General features: G+C 51.3%; 19 protein-coding genes. 13 read left to right on the forward strand and 6 right to left on the reverse strand.

The window, feature by feature from the left end:
- Positions 1 to 42 precede the first annotated feature (42 nt).
- Positions 43 to 1,659 (reverse strand): long-chain fatty acid--CoA ligase, encoded by a 1,617-nt coding sequence (locus O9139_RS14670; RefSeq protein ID WP_270880217.1) that lies wholly within the window; start codon positions 1,657 to 1,659, stop codon positions 43 to 45.
- Between the two features lie 163 nt (positions 1,660 to 1,822).
- Positions 1,823 to 2,620 carry a Cof-type HAD-IIB family hydrolase gene (locus O9139_RS14675; RefSeq protein ID WP_270880218.1) on the reverse strand — a complete coding sequence of 266 codons (798 nt, stop codon included), beginning with the start codon at positions 2,618 to 2,620 and terminating at the stop codon, positions 1,823 to 1,825.
- 114 nt (positions 2,621 to 2,734) lie between these two features.
- Between O9139_RS14675 and O9139_RS14680 the strand changes: the two genes are divergently transcribed.
- The 8 genes from O9139_RS14680 (at position 2,735) to O9139_RS14715 (ending at position 12,310) form a co-directional block, all read left to right on the forward strand.
- Positions 2,735 to 3,424 carry a DNA alkylation repair protein gene (locus tag O9139_RS14680; RefSeq protein WP_270880219.1) on the forward strand — a complete coding sequence of 230 codons (690 nt, stop codon included), beginning with the start codon at positions 2,735 to 2,737 and terminating at the stop codon, positions 3,422 to 3,424.
- 316 nt (positions 3,425 to 3,740) lie between these two features.
- The gene (gene add, locus O9139_RS14685) at positions 3,741 to 4,787 is read left to right on the forward strand and encodes an adenosine deaminase (RefSeq protein WP_270880220.1); all 1,047 of its coding nucleotides are present in this window, start codon (positions 3,741 to 3,743) and stop codon (positions 4,785 to 4,787) included.
- A 727-nt stretch (positions 4,788 to 5,514) separates the two neighbouring features.
- A complete protein-coding gene (locus O9139_RS14690) occupies positions 5,515 to 7,821 on the forward strand; it encodes a heavy metal translocating P-type ATPase (RefSeq protein WP_270880221.1) in 2,307 nt (768 codons plus the stop codon).
- A 92-nt stretch (positions 7,822 to 7,913) separates the two neighbouring features.
- A complete protein-coding gene (locus O9139_RS14695; RefSeq protein ID WP_270880222.1) occupies positions 7,914 to 8,243 on the forward strand; it encodes a metal-sensitive transcriptional regulator in 330 nt (109 codons plus the stop codon).
- Between the two features lie 27 nt (positions 8,244 to 8,270).
- A complete protein-coding gene (locus O9139_RS14700) occupies positions 8,271 to 8,474 on the forward strand; it encodes a copper ion binding protein (RefSeq protein WP_270880223.1) in 204 nt (67 codons plus the stop codon).
- Complete coding sequence (locus tag O9139_RS14705; RefSeq protein ID WP_270880224.1) at positions 8,474 to 9,277, forward strand: hypothetical protein; 804 nt, start codon at positions 8,474 to 8,476, stop codon at positions 9,275 to 9,277. The genes O9139_RS14700 and O9139_RS14705 overlap by 1 nt, the downstream gene beginning before the upstream one ends.
- Before the next feature lie 120 nt (positions 9,278 to 9,397).
- A complete protein-coding gene (locus O9139_RS14710; RefSeq protein WP_270880225.1) occupies positions 9,398 to 11,617 on the forward strand; it encodes a heavy metal translocating P-type ATPase in 2,220 nt (739 codons plus the stop codon).
- Positions 11,618 to 11,629: 12 nt separating this feature from the next.
- Positions 11,630 to 12,310 (forward strand): sulfite exporter TauE/SafE family protein, encoded by a 681-nt coding sequence (locus O9139_RS14715; protein ID WP_270880226.1) that lies wholly within the window; start codon positions 11,630 to 11,632, stop codon positions 12,308 to 12,310.
- Between the two features lie 4 nt (positions 12,311 to 12,314).
- Here O9139_RS14715 and O9139_RS14720 read toward each other — a convergent pair whose 3' ends face one another.
- Positions 12,315 to 12,746 (reverse strand): FixH family protein, encoded by a 432-nt coding sequence (locus tag O9139_RS14720; RefSeq protein WP_270880227.1) that lies wholly within the window; start codon positions 12,744 to 12,746, stop codon positions 12,315 to 12,317.
- A gap of 153 nt (positions 12,747 to 12,899) precedes the next feature.
- Here O9139_RS14720 and O9139_RS14725 point away from each other — a divergent pair, with 153 nt between their 5' ends.
- Positions 12,900 to 13,709 carry a (S)-benzoin forming benzil reductase gene (locus O9139_RS14725; RefSeq protein ID WP_270880228.1) on the forward strand — a complete coding sequence of 270 codons (810 nt, stop codon included), beginning with the start codon at positions 12,900 to 12,902 and terminating at the stop codon, positions 13,707 to 13,709.
- A gap of 168 nt (positions 13,710 to 13,877) precedes the next feature.
- On the opposite strand, the gene mscL is transcribed toward O9139_RS14725, so the two are convergent.
- Complete coding sequence (gene mscL, locus O9139_RS14730; protein WP_270880229.1) at positions 13,878 to 14,348, reverse strand: large conductance mechanosensitive channel protein MscL; 471 nt, start codon at positions 14,346 to 14,348, stop codon at positions 13,878 to 13,880.
- Between the two features lie 168 nt (positions 14,349 to 14,516).
- Between mscL and O9139_RS14735 the strand changes: the two genes are divergently transcribed.
- The gene (locus tag O9139_RS14735; protein ID WP_270880230.1) at positions 14,517 to 17,237 is read left to right on the forward strand and encodes a response regulator; all 2,721 of its coding nucleotides are present in this window, start codon (positions 14,517 to 14,519) and stop codon (positions 17,235 to 17,237) included.
- A gap of 63 nt (positions 17,238 to 17,300) precedes the next feature.
- The gene (locus O9139_RS14740; RefSeq protein ID WP_270880240.1) at positions 17,301 to 18,146 is read left to right on the forward strand and encodes a CheR family methyltransferase; all 846 of its coding nucleotides are present in this window, start codon (positions 17,301 to 17,303) and stop codon (positions 18,144 to 18,146) included.
- 71 nt (positions 18,147 to 18,217) lie between these two features.
- Here O9139_RS14740 and O9139_RS14745 read toward each other — a convergent pair whose 3' ends face one another.
- Both O9139_RS14745 and O9139_RS14750 read right to left on the reverse strand, forming a co-directional pair.
- Positions 18,218 to 20,371, reverse strand: coding sequence for a 5'-nucleotidase C-terminal domain-containing protein (locus O9139_RS14745; protein WP_270880231.1), 2,154 nt, complete (start codon positions 20,369 to 20,371; stop codon positions 18,218 to 18,220).
- Between the two features lie 137 nt (positions 20,372 to 20,508).
- Complete coding sequence (locus O9139_RS14750) at positions 20,509 to 20,787, reverse strand: hypothetical protein (RefSeq protein WP_270880232.1); 279 nt, start codon at positions 20,785 to 20,787, stop codon at positions 20,509 to 20,511.
- A gap of 201 nt (positions 20,788 to 20,988) precedes the next feature.
- Here O9139_RS14750 and O9139_RS14755 point away from each other — a divergent pair, with 201 nt between their 5' ends.
- Together O9139_RS14755 and O9139_RS14760 are read left to right on the forward strand one after the other, a co-directional pair.
- Positions 20,989 to 21,237 carry a hypothetical protein gene (locus O9139_RS14755; protein WP_270880233.1) on the forward strand — a complete coding sequence of 83 codons (249 nt, stop codon included), beginning with the start codon at positions 20,989 to 20,991 and terminating at the stop codon, positions 21,235 to 21,237.
- Positions 21,238 to 21,303: 66 nt separating this feature from the next.
- Positions 21,304 to 21,693 carry a VOC family protein gene (locus O9139_RS14760; RefSeq protein WP_270880234.1) on the forward strand — a complete coding sequence of 130 codons (390 nt, stop codon included), beginning with the start codon at positions 21,304 to 21,306 and terminating at the stop codon, positions 21,691 to 21,693.
- The last annotated feature ends 270 nt before the right edge of the window (positions 21,694 to 21,963 follow it).

Raw genomic sequence — 21,963 nt, forward strand, 5'->3', positions numbered from 1 at the left:
TTAATGAACGAGCAAAGTAAAGCAGGGCATTCCGTTACGCGTCTAATTTCCTGTAAAGTAAGTTTGATACTGCTCGCGCAGCGCGCGCTTCAGAAATTTGCCCACGGACGAGCGAGGGATTTCCTCTAGAATAATCACGTCGTCAGGCACCCACCACTTGGCAAATTTATTGCCGAGGAAATGAAGCAGCTCGTTTTTATCGCCGGCCTGAAGGGCAGCATCCTTGAGCACGACAAAAGCGAGCGGGCGCTCCTCCCACTTCGGATGGGGGACACCGATGACACAGGCTTCAAAGACGTTGGGATGCGCCATCAGGGCATTTTCCAGATCAAGCGAGGAAATCCATTCGCCCCCGCTTTTGACCAAATCTTTGGCGCGATCCACGAGCTTGACGAAGCCTTCCGCATCAATGACGGCGATATCCCCGGTTTGCAGCCAGCCATCCTGGAACGATTCCTGAGTGCGGGGATCTTTGTAGTATTCTGTCGCTACCCACGGGCCGCGCAGCCAAATTTCGCCCATTTCCTGGCCGTTCCAGGCAACCTCGCCGCGAGGTCCGACGATCTTCATATCGAGCCCCGGAACCAGCAAACCCTGCGTGGCGCGAATTTCGTACTGCTCATCCGGCGGCAAGTCTTCCTGGTAGCTTTTTAGGCGAGCGACCGTGACCAGCGGCGTTGTTTCCGTCATCCCGTACGCATGGAAAAAAGGGACCTTCAGCTGCTGCTCGTAGCTCTCGATCAGTGCGCGCGGTGCAGCGGAACCGCCGCAAATGACAGCGCGCAGGCTGGACAAGTCGGCTTGCAGCGACTCCTGCGCCTTCAGCGCAGCTGTCCAAACTGTCGGAACGCCGGCGGCGATCGTGACCTTTTCGTCGGCGATCAAGCGCAGCAGCGCTTCCGGCGTCGGCATCGGGCCGGGGAGCACCTGCTTGCTACCGAACCAGACTGAGGCGAAGGGGAGTCCCCAGGCATTGACGTGAAACATCGGCACGATCGGCATGACCGTGTCTCGCTCGGCCAACCCAAGCGAATCCGCCAGCCCGATGCCGAACGAATGCAGATAGATGCCGCGGTGTGTGTACACGACGCCTTTGGGATTGCCTGTTGTTGCCGACGTGTAACACATCCCCGCGGGAGCGTTTTCATGAATGTCCGCCGGGAACTTGTACAAGGGATCTGCCTCTTCTAGTAGATTCTCGTACAAATAAACCGGATGCAAAGTTGTGTCTGGAAGTTCCTTTTTATCCGTAAGGATGATATAACCTTCAATGGTCTTCAGTTGATCCTTAATTTTCTCGAATAGTGGGAGCAGGCCTTCATCGATCAACAGGAAGCGGTCCTCCGCGTGATTGAGAATATACACGATATGTTCTACAGACAGTCGGATGTTGACGGTGTGAAGGACGGCGCCCATGCACGGAATAGCGAAATACGCCTCGAGATGATAATGATGGTTCCAGGCGAACGTGGCGACGCGGTCCCCTTGGTCGACGCCTAAACACTGCAAGGCACTAGCTAGCTGTTTTGTTCTCCGTCCAAAATCCGCATAGGTATAGCGATGGATGCCTGAGCTGGTGCGGGAAACGATTTCTTTTTTGGCAAATAAAGATTGGGAGCGTTCATAGACGGTATGCAGGGTTAACGGATAATTCTCCAATACGGTACACCTCCTAGAATGATAAGGCCCCGCGTAAATAGAGCTTCTCTAAGGCTAGAATATGTGTACGAGCGGCAGATTAGGCTAAACAAATATCGATAAAAAAACCGCTTCCGCGGCAAGAAAAGACTTGCTGGCAGAAACGGCCGTTTATGGTCTCGTTTTAAGGCTGTAACACAAACTTCTCAATGACATGGCGGACGCCGTCCTCATTGTTGCTATGGGTCACGTAGTTCGCCAGCTCTTTCAGCTCCGGCAGCGCATTGTCCATCGCTACGCCTAGCCCGGCAACCTCGAGCATTTCTCTATCGTTCCAGGCGTCGCCAAGGGCAATGACTTGCTCCAGCGTACAGCCGATATGCTCAGCCAAGAAAGTGATCGCATGGCCCTTGGTGCCTTCTTTATGCATGAACTCCAAGTAATGCGGTTTGGATTTGGTAATATGAAGCTTGTCGCCAAGCAACGGCAGCAGCTCCTCGCGAAGCCTATCGCAAACTTCAGGCTCATCGACAATGAGCATCTTAGGTTGAGGGATATCGATCCATTGGCGCAGATCGCCTACGATATAAGGCGTTTTGGAAAGGCGTACATAGTTCTTGATTTTATCATTATCCTCACCGACATAGAGTTGGTCGCCGTGGTACAGTTGCAAGTGCAAGTTTCTTTGTTCGCAAAAATCAAGCAGCATCCGCGCGGATTCAACGGGAACGGTTCGCTCGTAAAGGACTTCCTCATCGAGCAGGTTTTTAATTAATGCGCCTTGATAGGTAATAATGGGCACGTTAAGGCCGACCTGGTTGGCAATTTTCGCCGCCGAAGGGAAGCTTCTTCCCGTAGCAATTGTCACCGTCACACCTTTGGCGACAGCCTCTTGCATAGCTTGAATCGTTTCTGGGGAAATCGTTAGATCGTCCCGAAGCAGCGTATCATCCAAATCTGTTGCTATCAGCTTGTAATTCATGTCGTCCTCTCCGATCCATAGTGATGTCTATGTAATTTACCTCTCAAGCATAACGGAATGCGCCAGGAATTGCTATAATACAAGCAGGAGCGATTCAGAAAAGAGGGTAAAAAGATGGCAACACCTTATACAGACAAGCTGGCAGACCATTTAAAAGCACACCGAAATCCGGAACATGCACCTGATATGGAAGCGTATATGAAGCATCATTTCCCATTCCTCGGGATAAAAAATCCACAGCGTCTCGCACTGACGAAGCAGTTTTGGAAAGAGAACGGTCTCCCTAAGGGGGAGGAAGGGATCCGGGTTGCTTTGGAGCTGTGGGAACTGCCGGAGCGCGAATTTGCCTATACGGCCATCCTGATGCTGATCCAGCTGCGCAAAGGATTTAAGCGTGAAGATGTGGATATGCTGGAGCGCTTGGTTGTGACCAATTCATGGTGGGATAGCGTTGATACCATTGCCGACCATTTAATCGGCTACCATCTGCAGCGGTATCCGGAGCTGATTCCGGCTTATGTTGAGAAATGGCTGGCTTCCAACAACATGTGGCTGCAGCGCACGGCCATTTTGTTCCAGCTGAAGTACAAAGCCAAGACGGATGTTGCGCTGCTTTTTGCCTGTATCCGGAGAATGGCGCACTCCAAGGAGTTTTTTATCCGCAAAGCGATTGGTTGGGCACTGCGTGAATATTCGAAAACAGATGCCCAGGCCGTACGCCAATTCGTTGCAGAGACGGAACTTTCGCCGTTGAGTGTCAGAGAAGCGCTGAAAGTGATCCAACGGAAGGAACAAGCCGAATGATGTAAAAAGCTGTACCGCGCGCGATCTTGGCTACGACCCTGGCGCCAAACCCAAGTGCACGATCTTGGCGCCAATCCCCGAGGCCAAACCTAGGCACAGACCATATAGGTTCCAATTTGAGACGAGATCCGCATGAGCATAGTTTGTGTGGATCTTTTTCATGTCCGATTAACGTTATTAAATATAACGCATAAACTGAAAAAATGGAATTTTGAAGATTTTACGTAAGATATATTGACATATAAATTACATTATTATAAAGTAAGTAAAATATTTCTGCAGTTGACTCGGGGATGCCGTGGGGAGGATGGGTAAAATGGAAGTATTAGTGACGGAAGATTGGTTGTTAAAATTGCCTAAAGTTGATCTGCACTTGCACTTGGATGGGAGCGTGAAGCCGGAGACTATTCTTGAGCTGGCCCTTCATCAAGGAATTGATCTGCCTGTCTATGACAAAGACCAATTGATTCCCCATATGCGTGTGAACGATGAGTGCAGCAGTTTAACCGAATACTTGAGCAAATTTCATTTTACTACACGGTTTTTGCAGCTGGCTGAGGCATTGGATCGCGTCGCCTACGAAGTCGCCCAGCAAGCTGCCGAACACAATTGCAAATACGTTGAAGTGCGCTTTGCTCCGCAGCTGCACCGGGACATGGGATTGACGGTTGAAGAAACGATTCAACACGTCATCGAGGGGCTGAATCGAGGGCGCAGGGATTTCGGTGTGCGAGCAGGCGTCATTGTCATCTGCATGAGGCATCACGCTATCGAGACTAACCTCGAGGTCGTAACTGCAGCTGCCAAATTTGCCGGCAGAGGGGTCGTCGCCGTTGACCTGGCGGGGGATGAGGCCTCTTACCCGCCTGAGATCTTTCGCGATGTGTTCGCTGAATCGAAGCGGTTGGGCCTGCCGATTACCATACATGCCGGCGAGGCGGCTGGGGCGGCTAATGTTTACGAGGCCGTCGCCAACCTAGGCGCTGTCCGAATCGGCCATGGCGTACGGCTGAGAGAAAACGCGTCGATTCTCGAACTCGTTAGGAACCGTCGTATCCCGCTGGAAATGTGCCCGATCAGCAATATTCAAACCAAAGCCGTCCCCAGTTGGGAGTCGTACCCGATTCGCGAGTATCTGGAACGGGGGCTGATGGTAACGATCAATACCGATAACCCGAGCGTGTCGGGTACCAACATCACCAAGGAGTACCGTGTGCTTGCCGACCGTTTCGGCTTCACGGCTCCAGAGCTGGTGAAACTGATCATGAACGGCGTCGAAGCCGCCTTCCTGGAAGAGAGCGACAAGCTGACCCTCCGCCGCGAGATGGAAAATGAACTCAGCAGTCTAGGGCTGCTCAATTAACAGTAAACCTGCCGTATCTTGAATGCGGCAGGTCTTTTTTATGAAAGTTCGGAAAATGAGGCTAATTTCAGGTCCCCGCCTCCGCGCCGCTTGGTGCAGCGTGCTGTATAGCGATTTAGCCCACTAGCGGCAGATGCCGGGCAGGCCGTACGCGTTCCAGTCCGGTATTGCCGACTTATGGCAGGAGGCTATGGAATTTTCATCATAGCTTGTGACCTCATTAAGGACCATGAAAGTTTGTGTGACTCCACGCTATTGCCCTCTCTGTGCTCCCCTGACATTCTCTTCATCATTGCTCGCTCGGCCGTACGCTCTATAGCTATCTCGCCCGTCCTCTCGATACGATCCCTTTCGCTCAGAAACGCCTCGCATGCCCCGCCATAAATTCGGGAATCTCTATGTTCTCCCCACTATCCCCTTTGATCATGAATTAGGTACTTCTAAGTCAACGGGGATAGTGGGGAGAACAATCCTCTTCACTCAAGATTGTTGTAGGCCAGCGTGCTGTAGAGAACTACGGTATGCTCATGCAGATCAGGATCATTCTGAGCCGAAGGGATAGTGGACAGAAGAAAGAGAATACTAACTGCTGCCAAGCTCCACACTTTTGGACGAGACTGCTTATGACTCGTAATTTTTGTAAAATCTGCATTGACAATATAGGGTAGGGGGGTATACTATATAAATATCAACCACACTTCTTTAATGAAATCGAGGTGCATCATCGATGAATATAGGCTCAGCGGCATCAGGATCGGGTTCAGGATCAGAAGCATCACCAACACCAACAGCATCACCGGATACACAGCAAGCCTCATTTCAAATAACAGGAATGACCTGCGCAGCATGCGCAGCCCGGATTGAAAAAGGGCTCGTCCGCATGCCAGGCGTGGCGGAAGCTAATGTGAACCTGGCGATGGAGACGGCACGGGTCGTCTTTGATCCGGCAGCAGTCTCCACCGCTGACATTGAGCAGAAAGTGGCTAAGCTCGGCTACGGAGCCTCCATGAAGCAAGATACGCAGGACTCTGCTGAGCGCAGAGCGGGCGAGATCCGCAAACACCAGCGCAAGCTGTGGATCTCTGCGATCCTTTCGTTTCCGTTGTTGTGGGCCATGGTCGGCCACTTCTCGTTCACGTCCTGGATCTGGCTGCCCGAACCGCTAATGAACCCCTGGGTTCAGCTGGCACTGGCCACGCCGGTTCAGTTCTATATCGGCCGGCAGTTTTACATCGGCGCCTATAAGGCGTTGCGCAATCTAAGCGCGAACATGGATGTATTGGTAGCGCTAGGAACATCAGCCGCTTACCTTTACAGCATATATTTGACTCTGGATTGGGCGAGACAAAGTATTGGGGGGCACGCGCATACCCCGGAGCTGTATTTTGAAACGAGTGCTATTTTGATCACGCTTGTTATTTTGGGCAAATTGTTCGAAGCACTTGCGAAAGGTCGTACATCGGAGGCAATTAAGACGCTCATGGGATTGCAAGCCAAAACGGCGCTCGTGCTGCGAGGCGAGTCCCCGGTAACGATCCCGCTCGATCAAGTCGTTCCAGGAGATATTGTTATCGTTAAGCCCGGCGAAAAGGTGCCTGTAGATGGTCGAGTGCTCGAAGGTACTTCATCCGTCGATGAATCGATGCTAACTGGAGAAAGTATCCCTATAGAGAAGCAGGCAGGCGATACTGTTATCGGCGCAACCGTCAATAAAAACGGGATGCTGAAAGTAAAGGCAACAAAGGTTGGCCGGGAGAGCGCGCTGGCGCAAATCATTAAGACCGTTGAAGAAGCACAAGGCTCAAAAGCGGCTATTCAGCGCATTGCTGACGTGATTTCGGGGATTTTTGTTCCGATTGTTGTCGGTATCGCCTTGATTGCATTCATCGTCTGGTACTTCTGGGGAGCGCCTGGCGATTTTGCAGGGGCGCTGGAGAAAGCGATCGCCATCCTTGTCATCGCTTGTCCTTGTGCGCTTGGCCTAGCGACGCCGACTTCTATTATGGCAGGTTCAGGCAGAGCCGCTGAACTCGGCATTTTGTTTAAGGGCGGGGAGCATTTGGAGTCGGCGCACAAAGTTGATGTTGTCCTGTTAGATAAAACAGGAACCGTCACAAAAGGAAAGCCGGAGCTCACCGATGTGCGAGTGGAACGCACGAAGCTCCCAGAGCTCCTGGAGCTGGATTTCCTTCGCTGGGTAGGCGCAGCTGAAAAAAACTCCGAGCACCCGCTGGCTGAGGCGATCGTCGAAGGGATTCGCCTCAAGTACCCGGATCTAACATTGCCGGATGCCGCAGCGTTTGAAGCTATACCGGGCTACGGCGTGCGCGCTGTCGTTGAGGGTCAGGAAGTGCTAGTAGGCACTCGGAAACTGATGGCTAAGCATGCGGTCAATGTGGAGCATGCAGCGATGTCGCGGATGATGCAGCTTGAAGAAGAAGGGAAGACTGCGATGCTTGTCGCGGTTGCCGGCAGCTATGCAGGCTTAGTCGCAGTTGCCGATACGATCAAGGAAACTTCCGCGGCAGCCGTGGCTCGTCTGCACAATATGGGGCTGCAAGTCGTGATGATGACTGGAGACAATCGGCGTACAGCAGACGCGATCGCTCGCCAAGCGGGTATCGATCAGGTGCTGGCCGAAGTGCTGCCGGAGGATAAGGCGGCAGAAGTGAAAAAGCTGCAGGCGCAAGGACTGCGGGTCGCGATGGTTGGCGACGGCATCAATGATGCGCCAGCGCTGGCTATGGCCGATATTGGCATGGCCATAGGCACAGGGACGGATGTCGCCATGGAGGCGGCGGACGTGACGCTGATGCGCGGCGATTTGAGCAGCATCCCGGACGCGATTCTCATGAGCCGCCGCACGATGCGCAACATCAGGCAGAACCTATTTTGGGCGCTTGGCTATAACGCCCTGGGCATCCCGGTCGCCGCTCTCGGCTTGCTCGAACCTTGGGTAGCCGGAGCTGCAATGGCGCTGAGCTCGGTGTCAGTGGTGCTTAATGCGCTTCGCCTGCAGCGGGTAAAACTGTAAGACAGCGCGCTTTCCCGCCTTTCTTTTCGACGCACTTGACAATATACGGTGTGGGGGTATGATGGAAGAAAAATAGCAAAGGAGTTTTCCTCATGGACCATGTTGCTGAAACCGAAGCGAACCATTGTCACCATGGCGATGAAGAGCGCAAAAGCCACCATTCCGAAAAGCTCAAGTCTGATTTGATCAAACGTTTGAACCGAATTGAGGGCCAAGTCCGGGGGGTAAAGGGGCTTATTGAGAAGGATACGTATTGTGATGACGTCCTTCATCAAATTGCAGCTATTCAATCCGCTTTGAACGGTGTCGGCAAGTTGTTATTGGCTGGCCACTTGAAGAGCTGTGTCGTCGAAAGGATTCAAGAAGGCGATATGGACGTCGTGGATGAGCTGTTGAAGACGATGAACACTTTAATGAAATAAAAAAAGCGAATATAAGGAGCGATGAAGATGTCGACAATTATTTTAAAAGTAGAAGGTATGACCTGCAATCATTGTGTGAGCGCTGTTGAGAAAGCGGTCAAAGAAGCGGGTGCTAACGGTAAAGTAAGCCTGGCGAGCAAGCAAGTGGAAGTGCAATATGACGAGTCGAAGGTTACCGTCGAGGCAATCAAAGAAGCGATCGAAGAGCAAGGCTACGACGTGGTGCAATAATGAAAAAAGTCGGTTTGATGCTGCTCGCTGCTGTGCTGCTGCTGTCCGCATGCGGAAAGGCTGTTCAGAGCCCCGGGCATGAAGGTCATCAAGGCGGCGCTTCCGAGCACGCGGTTGATGATACGCAGGCTGTGTTCCAAACAGCTGACGGTGTGAAGGCGAAGCAGGATACGCAGCTGAATATTCAAATCAATGGTAAAGATGGCAAACCAATCGATCAATTTGATCTGAATCATGAGAAGAAGATGCATTTGATTGCGGTTAGTAAGGATTTAAGCTATTTTAGGCATTTGCACCCGGAGTATAAGGGGAATGGACAGTTTACCATAACCACGCAATTCCCGGCTGGCGGTGAGTATCGTTTGTTTGCGGATTACATGCCGAGCGGCAAAGCGCAGACGGTCAAAAGCTACACTTTGAAGGTCCAAGGTGATGTGCCGCAGGCTGCTGTTCTCCAACCGGAGACTGCATGGACGAAAACGGTGGGTGGAAGCGTTGTGACGCTATCCTTTGATCATCTCATGGCTGGTATGGATGTTAATCTCAATTATATGTTTAAGGACGCGCAAACCGGATCACCGATTAAGGATCTGCAGCCTTATCTGGGCGCAGTAGGGCATGTCGTTATTTTAGATGAAGCGGCCGAGCAGTACTTGCACGTCCATCCGACTGACGAGAAGTCCACGGGTCCTGAAGCAGTATTTAAGACTACATTTCCAAAAAGTGGCAAATATAAAATCTGGGGCGAGTTCCAGCGTGGCGGTAAAGTGATAACGGTGCCGTTCGTTGTGAAAGTGCCGTAAGCCAAATAGGTAAGAGATCGTGAGGCTGTGTACCGGCTGAGCGATCTTTTTTGCTATTAAGCATTTTCTGCCCGATGCGCCCATATAGTTGCAAGTAGGCGAGGTATTGCGATGGGAGGTATGGACGAGTTGAAGGCAGAGACGGATCTTCAGCAAGTCAAGCTTGAAATAGAAGGAATGACCTGTGCCGCTTGCTCAGCAAGAATTGAGAAGGTGGTTGGCAAAATCGACGGCGTGCACGAGATCGCGGTGAATTTGACGATGGGGCGTGCGGCGCTTGTCATCGAGCCTCAGCGTGTAGCCGACAGCCGCATCATTGAGCGGATTGAACAGCTTGGCTACAAGGCCAAGCGATTGGAGGAAGGTGGCAAGCGGGCCGAGGAAATTGCCGGACTTGGTTTCAAGCTAAGCGTGGCGGTACTGCTCACCCTCCCGCTGCTTTGGGCAATGGTTCGCCATTATACGTTTAGTTCGGGCATATGGATTCCTGAGCTGTTTTTGCAGCCGTGGTTTCAGTGGCTGCTCGCGACGCCGGTGCAATTCGTTATCGGTGCACCCTTTTACTTCAATGCCTACAAAGCCTTAAAGAATAAAACTGCCAACATGGATGTGCTAGTCGCGCTCAGTACGACCTGTGCGTACTTATACAGCCACTATATGACGATGTACATGCTGCGCAGCGGGGAGTCGAACCCGCACGCCGTTTATTTTGAGACAAGTGCAATGATTATTACGGTCGTTTTATTTGGAAAATGGTTGGAATTATCGGCGAAAAAGAGAACGCTGCGCTCGATTCGTCGGCTGGAGCAGCTGAAACCGGAGAAGGTGACGTTGATCCAAGGTGTTACCCGGGTGACGGTTCCTCTTGAACAAGTCCAGGTAGGAGACAACGTGATCGTGCTTCCGGGTGAAACCGTCCCGCTCGATGGACAAGTGCTGGAGGGCCGCTCGACCGTCGACGAATCTTTCGTTACCGGCGAATCGGTGCCGGCTGAGAAGCGCCAGCATGAGCGTCTGATCGGCGGATCGTGGAACATCGATGGGATGCTGGTGATGCGTGTGACAGCGACAGGTCCGAATACGGCGCTGGCCAAAATGATCAGCCTGATGGAGGATGCACAGGGCTCGAAGGCGGAGATCGCCCGCGTGGCGGATCGCATCGCTTCGCTATTCGTCCCGGCTGTGCTGACTCTAGCATTATTGACACTTTGCGTGTGGGTGCTGTGGCTGGCTCCAGGGGATTTCGGCGGGGCGTTATTTAAAGCGATCGCCGTACTGGTCATTGCCTGTCCTTGCGCGCTCGGTCTGGCGACCCCGACATCGATCCTGGTCGGCACGAGCCGTGCGGCGGATGCGGGCATTTTGTTCAAGGAAGGTAAAGATGTCGAGCGACTCCAGCAGGTGGATGTCGTTATTCTTGATAAAACAGGGACGATTACCGGTGGAATGCCGCGCGTTACGGATATTATCGGTGAGCGGGGAGAGGAGCATCGTTTGCTGCGTCTGGCAGCGATTGCGGAGCAGCAAGCCGAGCATCCTTATGCGAAGGCGATCGTGAGGGAAGCAGTGCGCAGGCATCTGCATGTGAAGGAGCCTGAAAGCTTCCAAAATTTTGCCGGGCTTGGTGTTTGCGCGCAAGTGGAGCAGCATAACGTCACGGTGGGCTCGAAATATTTGATGAAAAAGCAGGGGATCTCCACCGAAAAGTTCGGTGAAATGCGGGACCGTCTGGAAGCGGAAGGCAAGACCATCCTGTATGTCGCTGTTGACAGCGCTGTCACTGGCGTGCTCGGAATTGCAGATACAATGAAGACATCCAGTCCCCAAGCGGTTCGGCGTTTAAAGAAGCTGAGAACCGAGGTCATGATGGTGACCGGGGATCAGTGGAAGACGGCTAAAACGATCTCCGCGAAAGCGGGCATATCGCTAGTACATGCGGAAATGATGCCGCAGGATAAAGTCGCGCTCATCCGCACCCTGCAGCGCAGAGGGAAGCGGGTCGCGATGGTCGGCGACGGCATCAATGATGCTCCGGCGCTGGCCGCAGCGGATGTCGGCATCGCTGTGGGTACGGGAGCCGATGTGGCCAAAGATGCAGCCGATGTGAATCTGCTGCACAGCGACTTGGGCGGCATTGCCGACGCGATCGCGATCAGCAGAGCGACGATGCGCAATATCAAGCAAAATCTCGGCTTTGCGCTGCTGTACAATGTGCTGGCGATTCCGCTCGCCTTCATGGGCTGGATGGCGCCGTGGATTGCAGGCACGGCTATGGCGCTCAGCTCCGTCTCTGTCGTCGCTAATGCGTTGCGTCTGCAGCGCGCGTCGTGGCGAAGCTGAGGGGGCCGGCCGATGACAACTCCAACCTTATGGCTCGTAGCTTTGACCGGCCTGCTAGGGGCTCCGCATTGTATCGGCATGTGCGGCGGCACGATGACTTCCCTGACCTTGCAGGCGCGGGGAAGGGCGCTGGCCACCATTGTGGCCTATAATTGCGGCCGCATTCTCACTTACACCTGCATCGGCGCTTTCATGGGCGGTGCGGGTTCATTTGTTGACGGCGCTGCGCAGCTGACTGGCTTGCAGGGCTTTGCCAGCTTGCTCGGCGGCATCCTCATCTTGCTGTGGACGTACCGCAAGCTGGCGATTCCGCTGGCAGAGTGGGGCCCGCTGCGCTTAGCGTCTGTGCAGCGGCTGGTCGCCCGCCTGCGGGCCAGCCAAAGCTCGGGCGCCATCTTTGCCACGGGCGTCCTGCTCGGCTTTTTGCCATGCGGCTTGACCTACGCCATGGAGATCAACGCCGTGACGAGCGCCAGCGTATGGCGGGGCGGTCTCATCATGCTCGTCTTCGGCCTCGCGACGCTGCCTGCTCTTGCCATCACGGGCCTGCTCGCAGGCTGGATCAAAAAATCCCTGCGCACGCGCATTCTTTTACTCGGTCAATGGTCAGCTACCTTGATCGGAATACTTGCAATTATGCGCGGCTTAGCCGCCAATGGATGGATTCCCTCCATCCATCCTTGGTTGTGGTGACCGGCTAGCGAATTGCGGCAAACGGGTGCTTCACTTGCAGGCGCTGCCCATCCACCTGCACCGTAATGTCCGCCACCCAGGAGCCGGTCATGAGTGGAACGGCGTCGGCTTGATAGCTGCCTGGCGTAGTCGCCGGAGCCGCTTCGCCGGATACGGTCCCGCAGAACATGCTGGGCATGAAGAGCTCGTAGCTGATCTTGGCGGTTGAGACAGGCTGTCCGTCGGCCCGATGGAGCCGGATGGTCAACGGGTTAGGCTTCAGAAGCTGCGCGGGGGCCTTCTCCATGATGACTTCAACGGTATATCCGTCCGTGTCCGCCACCGTAGTCTCAGCGCCTGTCGGGGCGTCGCGATTCCAATGGTGAAGCCAAATATAAAGCAGCGCCAAAGTAAGCAAAAGCAAAATCGAGAGTTTTCCCGCGATCGTTTTGTTCATGCTGGGCAAAGCCTCCTGTCGGTATACGGCATACCGAATTGTATGCGGGAAGCGCGAAAATCAGATATTTTTCCTAATAAAATGGTTGAAAATACCGGGGTAGGCTGATTTCGCTTTATGGGGTCGTTGTCCGCTTTTTGTACGAGGTATGGGATGTGTTACGATGAAGAAGCTGTTGACTTTATTGGAAAAGAGGGCTTCTTCCGTATGCATACTTATATCATCACTGGCGGCTCCAAAGGACTCGGAGCTGCGATCGTGTCCCAGCTCTTACAGAAGGGCGCTGCGGTGCATTGCATCGCCCGCAGCGAGAATGAGCGTTTGCGCCAAGAGGCGCTTCATGTGGAAGGAACGTTGACCTTCCATGCGTACGATTTGGCGCAAACGGAAGGCTTGGATTCGCTGCTTGAGCGAATCTTGGGGCAAGTGGATGCAGCGGATTCCATCACGCTCATCAACAATGCCGGCACGCTTGCCCCGATGACGCTGCTCGGCCGGGCAAGTACCGAAGACCTGCAGTTGAGCCTGCAGGTCAATCTTGTCGCGCCGATGCTGCTCACGAACAGCTTCATCCGGCAAACCCAGGGTCTGCCGGTGCTGAAGCGGGTCGTGAATCTGTCCTCCGGCGCGGGCAAAAAGCCGTATCCCGGCTGGGGTGCCTACTGCACCGCCAAAGCCGGGATCGATATGCTGACGCGCTGCGCCGGCGTCGAGCAGGAAGGGCTTGACCACCCGGTGGAGGTGATCTCCATCGCCCCGGGTGTTATTGATACGGAGATGCAGCAGCAGATTCGTGCTGCATCGGAGGCGGACTTCCCGCAGGTAGGCCGCTTTATTCAGCTGAAGGAGCAGGGCGAGCTTCAGACGCCGGAAGCGACGGCGGCGCAGCTGCTGCGCCTGCTCGATGCGAACGCGTTCGCGCTTGGCGAAGTCGCCGATCTGCGCACGAAGAGCGCGCCGTAAATCGGCGCTTCGGGTACGCCGCCAGCGCCAAAAATCGCGCCCCCTCGTCGCGCGCCTCCCCCGCTCTAGCGTCAAATCTCTTTAGAGGCCTCATACCGCGAGTGCGCCCCCACCTGCGCCCACACCCAAAAAAGAGCTAAGCGCATCTAAGCGCTTAGCTCTTTTATTTTACTGAATGCTGCCCGAGACGGTCGGTGCGCTGGACGTCAGCTCCGAAGTGCAGAACTTGCAGCGCGTAGCTTGCGCTGGGATGTCGGACAAGCAGTGCGGGCATGTTTTCGTCGTTGGCGCCTTTTCTTTCGGCTCCTCTTTTTTACGAAACTTGGAAATCTGTTTGACAACGATAAAAATAACGAAGGACACAATCAGGAAATCCAAGAAAGTGGAGATGAATTGTCCATAATTAAACGTAGGTGCACTTTTTGCGGCAGCTTCCGCCAACGTAGCGTAATGTTCTCCATTTAGAGGGATGAACAGGTCATTAAACTTGACTTTGCCCAGCAATAGTCCGATAGGCGGCATAATCAAATCGTTCACAATCGAAGTGATGACTTTACCGAAAGCTCCGCCGATAATGACCCCAACCGCTAGATCAACCATGTTCCCTTTAAAGGCAAAATCTTTGAATTCCTTAATCATAAGAACCTCCAGAAAGACTTCAGTTGTTAGCATTGTAGCATAACTTCTTGCATTCTACCAAATGGTATAAACGAGGTGGGAAAACTGGATGCGATTAACTATTTCACATAATAGAAGCGTAGTATAATAGATTTGAGACTATAAACCAGGTAGGGATGGGATCGCTGCGTGTTCGGGAGAAAAAGATTCGGGATTCGATTGAAGATTATGCTTGGCTATTTATTTATTATTATTTGTTTGACGATTGCTTTTATTTTAGTCGACAACCAGGTTACTTCCATTCAACAAGACCGGAACTACATTGCTGAACACGACTTCGCCGTTAACGAGGAAACGAATCGCATCGAAAAGATGGTGATTGAGATGGAGAGCGGTCTGCGGGGGTATCTGCTGACTGGCAATTTGTCTTATCTGGAACCATACACAACGAATGAATTTAAATGGAGAGATTCCTACGATAGGCTCAATGGGCTGATTGCCGACAATCCGAGCCAGCAGCAAAACTTGAGCTCCATTAAGGAAGCCATTGAACAATGGATCAAGAACGATTGCGAACCGATTGTGATGCTAAAAAAGCGGAACCCAAGCAATACGTTTGCGGACATATACGATACGAACTCGGGCAAAGTAGATCTGGACGGAATCCGTTCCAAGTTTGAAACTTTCCGCACGATAGAAAAAGGGATGATGAAGCAGCGTACGCAGTATTTGGATTCACAATATAAGACGCTGAGCATTTCTTTATTTGCCATGCTAACGATTGTGGGTTTGGTTTCGATCACGATCGCCTTTATCCTCTCGCAGTCCATTGTCGGTACGATGAAGCAAGTAACCCGAACCATTATCCGATTGGCTTCGTCTAAAGGAGAGATAACCCGCCGGATACGGGTCCATGTGAATGATGAAGTGCGGGACCTCGCCGAAGCGACGAACCTGCTGCTGGAAAGTCACGAAGAGGACCAGTGGCAGCAGAAAAAAATTACAGAAGTTATCAGTTCGCTGCAAGGCATTTCTGATTTGGAAACATTGGGCAGAACGTTCACTGCCAAAACAGCGGAGCTGCTCGGCGCTTCTTACGGGGTATTCTACGTAAGCTTCAAGCAGGAAACAACGAGTTATATGGTCAAAGTAGCTTCGTATGCAGCGCTGGGAGACTGTCATGAGCTCGGCGTACTTAAGTTCCGAGTCGGAGAGGGGCTTGTCGGTCAGAGCGCGGCCAGCAAAAAAATATACCATCTGACCAACGTCCCGGATCAATATATTTCCATTTCCTCAGGTTTGGGCTCCGCTAGTCCGCGCAGCATTTTAATTGTTCCTGTTGAATATAATAACGAAGTTATAGCGGTCATTGAGCTGGCGTCTTTGGACAAGTTTACTTCCCTTCATATGGAATTGATCAACGATATTTTGGAAGTTCTGGGTACGATTATCCATAGTGTAGAGTCGCGCGTTGAGGTCGAAAGGTTGCTCAGAGAGTCGCAGTTGCTGACAGAAGAGCTGCAGACTCAGGCTGAAGAGCTGCTGACCCAGCAGGAGGAGCTGCATATCACCAATGAGCAGTTGGAAGAGCAGAACCGTTACGCGGATGAGAAATCCAAGGAGCTGGAGCAGATCAAGGTCTCGCTGGAAGAGCATATGAAGCAGCTGGAGCAAAGTTCGCAATATAAGACGGAGTTTTTGGCGAATATGTCGCATGAGCTGCGAACGCCGCTGAACAGCGTATTAATTTTGTCGCAAATATTAGCGGAGAACAAGCGTCATACGTTGACAAAGGAAGAGCAGGAATATGCGCAAGTGATTCATTCGGCAGGCAACGATTTGCTGTTGCTGATCAATGATGTGTTGGATTTATCCAAGGTCGAGGCCGGTAAGCTGGAAATTCACGTTGACGGGATGAATGTTCTGGAGCTCCCGAGTATATTAAGAGCCCAGTTCGACAAAGTCGCCGAACAGAAGAATATTGCGTTCACAACCGAAATCGCTGCGCAATTGCCGAAAATTTTTTACACGGATGAACAAAGGATTCACCAAATTATTAAAAATCTGCTCTCCAATGCTTTCAAATTTACCCACTTAGGGTATGTGCATTTGCGTGTGGCTATGTGTGAGCCCAAGTTGGCGGCTTCACTGCTGCCGGAAGCGAAGCCCGACCAAGTCTTGGCTATCTCTGTCCGCGATACAGGAATCGGCATACCGCAGGATAAGTGGGAACTGGTGTTTGATCCTTTCCGTCAGGCAGACGGGACAACAAACCGCAAATATGGCGGAACTGGACTAGGCTTGTCCATCAGCAAGGAACTGGCGGCTTTGCTTGGCGGCTGCATCACGATGGAAAGCGAAGAAGGAGTCGGCAGCACGTTTACACTTTATGTGCCGACGCTCGATTTGCAGATGAGCGAGTTGATCACTGCGCGCCAAGAGGCGGCGGTTGCCTTCGCAGAGCCAGTTTTCGGAACTGACGCGAACGATCTGCCGGTTGAGGAGGAAAGTGGCGGACTGAGGGAGAGCAGCGATTTTCATGGCAAAAAAGTGCTCGTCGTCGATGACGATGTCCGCAATGTGTTCACGCTTAGCAACGCGCTGGAGAATGAAGGGATCACCGTTGTTGCTGCGCACCATGGCCAGGAGTGTTTGGAGCTATTGGATCAGATGCCCGAAATCGATTTGGTGCTCATGGATATTATGATGCCGGTGATGGACGGTTACGAAGCGATGCGGGCCATTCGCCGAAATCCCCGTTTCGAGCACATGCCAATTATTGCATTAACGGCCAAAGCGATGAAGCAGGATCGTGAGATTTGTCTGGAAGCAGGAGCGTCGGACTACATCAGTAAACCGCTAAATCTCGATCAGCTCTTTTCATTGATGCGCGTATGGTTAACCAAGTAGGAGAAAGGGGATGGCATGCTGAATTCAACCAACTGGGATTCCGCTGAAGAGATTTTGGACGAGATGCCGGAGACTTCGGAGGGCGAGAGAGAGGCCATTGAGATCGATCTTTTGCTGGAGGGTATCTACCGTCTTAATGGTTACGATTTTCGGAACTATGTCAGATCCTCCATTCGAAGACGCATTCACAATCGGATGAGGCTGGAGAAGCTGCCAACCATTACGGCGCTTCTGGAGAAAATATTGTACGACGAACAGGCAGCAGCACGCCTGATGAAAGATTTTTCTATTAATGTCACCGAAATGTATCGGGACCCCAGTTTTTTTCGTGCCTTTCGCGCGAAGGTTGTTCCGCATTTAACGAAGCTTCCGACGATTCGCATCTGGCATGCCGGTTGCTCAAGTGGTGAAGAAGTGTTATCGATGGCGATTTTGTTGGAAGAAGCGGGACTGCTTCATAAAACAATTATTTTTGCCACAGACATGAATGCTGCCGTTCTGGAAAAAGCGAAGACAGGAGCTTGCCCGTTGTCGCGCATGCAAACCTACACCAAAAACTACTTGCAGGCTGGAGGCAGCCGTGAGTTTTCTGCTTACTACACCACAGATGCCGGCCATGCTTATTTTGATGCGGCGCTCTTGCGCACGGTTACGTTTTTTCAGCATAATCTGGTGACGGACCGGTCTTTTAATGAATTTCACGTCATCATTTGCCGGAACGTGCTCATATATTTCAATAGCGCTTTGCAGAACAGGGCGCATGAGTTATTCCGCGAAAGCCTGTGCGGATTCGGATTTCTGGGGCTCGGCAGCAAAGAGTCATTGACTTTCGTGGACGCCCTTCACTATTACGATGTTGTCGAACCGACAGAGAAAATTTACCGAAAAAAGAAAAAAGAGATCTTGTGAGATCATGTCCAAAATTAAAGGAGCTAAGCACGTATCAGGTGCCTAGCTCCTTTTTCATTTGCTCACGAATCTTATTTTTTCAAATCCAGGCGCACATCGCGTCCATCGTCATCTACAGTCAATGTTTTGCCTGCTGCTTTCAAGGCATTCGCGTAGCTAACCCAAGCGTCCAGCATAACGGCACCGTCTTTCCAGTCTTTCACTTCGCCGAATACCTTGAAGCCGTCGCCTTTGCCTGTTGCCATGAAATCGTTCGTCGTCACTTTGAAATTGCGGCTGGTGTTAAACTTACCGTCTGTGTAGACAGGCGTGCCGTCGACCAAAGTAATTTTGGAGAAGCGTTCACCTTCAGGCTTCGTCGCATCCCATTCGACTTTCAGACCGGAAAACTGGATGGCCGGCAGCTTCGAGTATTGATCGCTGACTTCCAGTGCTCTCTTAATTTGTTCAGCGGTCATCGTGCCGGTAACGTTGTAGTTGCCGAACGGGAACACTTCGAACATTTTGCCATAGGTCAGATCGCCTTTATCGACGTCGGCGCGAATGCCGCCAATATTCGTAAACGCGATATCCGACTTCTCCGAAGCACGCATCGCGTCCGTGATGCTGTTGCCCAGTTGGGAAGCACCGTCGCGTTCCACTCCGCCATTTACATCAAAACGGAATGATTTGCGTGTCAGCGGTTCTCCTGTAACAACTTCAACTTCGTTAGATTTGACGGAAATTTTTGCTTTATAATCTTTTACGGTTTGCTGTACTTCCGGATCAGCTGTCGTCAGATTCGTATAAGTTTCCAGCAAACCTGCGCTGGAGGACATGACTTTTTTCGTTGTTTTATCTACAAAAAGTTGAATATGACCTACTGCATACAGCCAGCTTTGCGCTTCCACGACAGGAATGCCGTTCACGATGCCGGATACGCGCATATGGGAGTGGCCTCCGACGATCGCATCCAGTGTACCGTTGCCTGTACCGTTGGCGAGAGCGGCCAGCTCATTCATAATTTCTTGCGACTTCTGGTTTTGTTCGCCTGGCAGGTGAGAGGTGACCATAATAATATCTACACCTTTTGCACGCAGCTCATCGGACAATTGCTTGGCCAGCGGCACAGGATCGACGAAGGAAAGACCTTCGATATTCGTGGATTTCGTCGTCGTTGTTGTTTGCGGTGTGGAGAATCCGATAATACCGATTTTTAAGCCGTCTTTTTCGATGATTACGTATGGCTGAGTCCAGTCAACTGGCTTACCGGTTTTGTCATCGATGATATTAGCGCCAAGGATAGGGAACTTGGCGTTCTTGATGTTGTTGATCAGCACATCGCGCCCAAAATCGAACTCATGGTTACCGATCGCTGCCGCATCGTATTTGACTTCGGCCATCGTGTCCATGACGGACTGTCCATTTGTCGTGTTGGAGATCAGCGTACCTTGCCAAGCGTCACCGCCGTCGACAACGACAGTCCCTGCCGGGTTGATGGCGCGGAAATCGTTGACAATACCGGCCAGCGTTTCGATGCCGCCTTGATTTTGCTTGCGCTTCTTGTCGAAGCCGACTTCAATTTGGCCGTGAATATCGTTGGTCGTCAAGATATCTACAACTTTGAAAAGAATAGGTTTCAGCGCTTTCGCCACCTCATCGCGCGTTACTTCAGCGGACGGGTTGAAATTACCGTCCAATGTCGGATTGAAAATACCGCTAAGCACGGCATAAGCGACATAAGGGCGAGATTCCTTCGCGATCGCATCACTGTCTTTGAAATAATTAAGCACTTGCTCATTGACTTCTGGCAGTTTACCGCCAGTCACTGTTTTAACAATAAGCTCAGCAAGCTCTTGACGGGTTACAGGTGCGTTCGGGTGGAACGTGCCGTCGGCGAAGCCGCTGATGAGTTTCGCTGCTACGGCGTTGGCTACCGCTTGCTTTTGCCAGCCGGCAAGGTCAGTGAATGCAGCTGTTCCGGGATCGGCATCTTTTAATTTCGCCGCACGGTTAATCATAGTCAGTACTTCAGCGCGCGTAGCTGCAGAAGCCCCGCGATAGTCAGCGTCGCCGTAGCCTTCCACAGCGCCTTGACTTACAGCAAGCTGCATATCGGATTTCAATGGAGTCGATACGGCAGGAGCTGGAACTGTCTCTGCAAAAGCCAGGCTGCCAGAGAAAGAGCTAGTAAGAACAGTGACAAGTGCTAAAGCAGTAAGACGAGTTGTAAACGTCTTCTTCATACGTGAAAAAACCTCCCTATGAATAAAAAACAGTTGATAGTAACCCGAATTTTAGTATAAAGGAGATGGTAGAATTTGAGAAGATAAGAATTCATTAACTATTTGTATGCACAAAAAAAGCCCCTAACCTTCAAGAGTTAAGTAGCTTTGCGCTCTACGAAAACTTCAAAATGATATATGGTATTTCGCGTAAGCACTCGAAAATCTTGCCCGTCTTTATCAATAGCCTGAACTCGCGTTGTCTTAAATGGCATATATTTATTGATGCCGGAGAGAACCATCGGCGCGCCAACCTCTGTCGGCTTCATCTCGCGGAAAGTTTGACCTTGGATATCATCAAAATTAAAACGATCCGAGCGGTGCTTGGGCGTAATTCCGTCCACTTCGTAGATTTGAAGAAGCTTTAACAATCTCATTGTGACCCTCCTGTTAGTTTGACCTGAGGCAAGCGGAGAACGTAATTATAGGCTTGTATGCTCTTTCTTCATCTTATTCTAGTATACAACGACTTATGCAAATGGAGAAATCCTAAGGCTAATAAATATCTAATATAGATCTAATACTTTCCTAGCTTGTTCAATATACAATGAGATTTAATAACGGAGGTGCAAGGTGTCATGATTTATTCGACAATATACGTTGCGGATAAGGAAATTATCGCTTTTTTCGAGCCAGATGTTCAAATAAAACTCCCATTCGCTGTTGAAGCCATTCTAGATAATTTGAAAGACCCTAATGTGATGAGAATCTTCGATGAATTGGGACTTGTGAATATTACCCACTCGGACGTGACGTTATACTCGCTTAACGGTGATATGGCGACGATCCGCCTGGTTTCGGATTCCAATCTTATTCCAACTCTCTGATGTTCCTGGCTCTCCCTAACTTTTTTCGTTACAATGAAGTAGATCAAAGTATGGGAGGTTATGTCGATGGCAGTTTTGAAATTGGAACATGTGGGCGTCATGGTAGCAAATTTGGAAGCCTCAATCCGCTTCTACGTGGAAGTTATTGGCCTGAAACATAAGGGAACGCTTCTTCACACGAATGGCGTGATCCGACTGGGGTTCCTTGGATTCGAACTCACTGGTGAGACGGAAGTCGAATTAATTGAAGGCTATAATGCCGGCCTGCCACAAGAAGGCAAAGTTCATCATCTAGCGTTTACTGTCGATGATATAGAGTCGGAGTATGCTAGAATCGCTGGACTTCAGGTAGAGCAGCTTGATGCCGAAATTACCACGTTGCCTAACGGTTCCCGATATTTCTTCTTCAATGGATTAGACGGGGAACGAATTGAATTCTTTCAATCTACACGTTAAAATATTGAAATTAATAAAGGGGACTCTTGCGAGTTCCCTTTTTGTTTTTACTATGTATCGCCGAGTGTGAGTAGGGGATCGTGGAGATTTTGCTGCCTGCACATATGTTGGTATAATTCAAAACAGTTGGAATTGCGGAACATTTCCAGAGGGGGTTGTATTTGGTTTTTAATCGTGGTACATTATCTCTCGTTGGTTCGAGAGCAACGCAAAAGTCGCTAAGAAATAAGGACTTGCAATTGAACAACACGATATGATAAGATGTGAACT

Source organism: Paenibacillus aestuarii (assembly GCF_027789125.1).
GTDB lineage: Bacteria > Bacillota > Bacilli > Paenibacillales > NBRC-103111 > Paenibacillus_E > Paenibacillus_E aestuarii.

Bases quoted from the DNA above. Each gene is read 5' to 3' on its own strand.
- O9139_RS14675 (WP_270880218.1), bottom strand. From the start codon at position 2,620: ATGAATTACAAGCTGATAGCAACAGATTTGGATGATACGCTGCTTCGG.
- O9139_RS14680 (WP_270880219.1), top strand. From the start codon at position 2,735: ATGGCAACACCTTATACAGACAAGCTGGCAGACCATTTAAAAGCACAC.
- add (WP_270880220.1), top strand. From the start codon at position 3,741: ATGGAAGTATTAGTGACGGAAGATTGGTTGTTAAAATTGCCTAAAGTT.
- O9139_RS14690 (WP_270880221.1), top strand. From the start codon at position 5,515: ATGAATATAGGCTCAGCGGCATCAGGATCGGGTTCAGGATCAGAAGCA.
- O9139_RS14695 (WP_270880222.1), top strand. From the start codon at position 7,914: ATGGACCATGTTGCTGAAACCGAAGCGAACCATTGTCACCATGGCGAT.
- O9139_RS14700 (WP_270880223.1), top strand. From the start codon at position 8,271: ATGTCGACAATTATTTTAAAAGTAGAAGGTATGACCTGCAATCATTGT.
- O9139_RS14705 (WP_270880224.1), top strand. From the start codon at position 8,474: ATGAAAAAAGTCGGTTTGATGCTGCTCGCTGCTGTGCTGCTGCTGTCC.
- O9139_RS14710 (WP_270880225.1), top strand. From the start codon at position 9,398: ATGGACGAGTTGAAGGCAGAGACGGATCTTCAGCAAGTCAAGCTTGAA.
- O9139_RS14715 (WP_270880226.1), top strand. From the start codon at position 11,630: ATGACAACTCCAACCTTATGGCTCGTAGCTTTGACCGGCCTGCTAGGG.
- O9139_RS14720 (WP_270880227.1), bottom strand. From the start codon at position 12,746: ATGAACAAAACGATCGCGGGAAAACTCTCGATTTTGCTTTTGCTTACT.
- O9139_RS14725 (WP_270880228.1), top strand. From the start codon at position 12,900: ATGTGTTACGATGAAGAAGCTGTTGACTTTATTGGAAAAGAGGGCTTC.
- mscL (WP_270880229.1), bottom strand. From the start codon at position 14,348: ATGATTAAGGAATTCAAAGATTTTGCCTTTAAAGGGAACATGGTTGAT.
- O9139_RS14740 (WP_270880240.1), top strand. From the start codon at position 17,301: ATGCCGGAGACTTCGGAGGGCGAGAGAGAGGCCATTGAGATCGATCTT.
- O9139_RS14745 (WP_270880231.1), bottom strand. From the start codon at position 20,371: ATGAAGAAGACGTTTACAACTCGTCTTACTGCTTTAGCACTTGTCACT.
- O9139_RS14750 (WP_270880232.1), bottom strand. From the start codon at position 20,787: ATGAGATTGTTAAAGCTTCTTCAAATCTACGAAGTGGACGGAATTACG.
- O9139_RS14755 (WP_270880233.1), top strand. From the start codon at position 20,989: ATGATTTATTCGACAATATACGTTGCGGATAAGGAAATTATCGCTTTT.
- O9139_RS14760 (WP_270880234.1), top strand. From the start codon at position 21,304: ATGGCAGTTTTGAAATTGGAACATGTGGGCGTCATGGTAGCAAATTTG.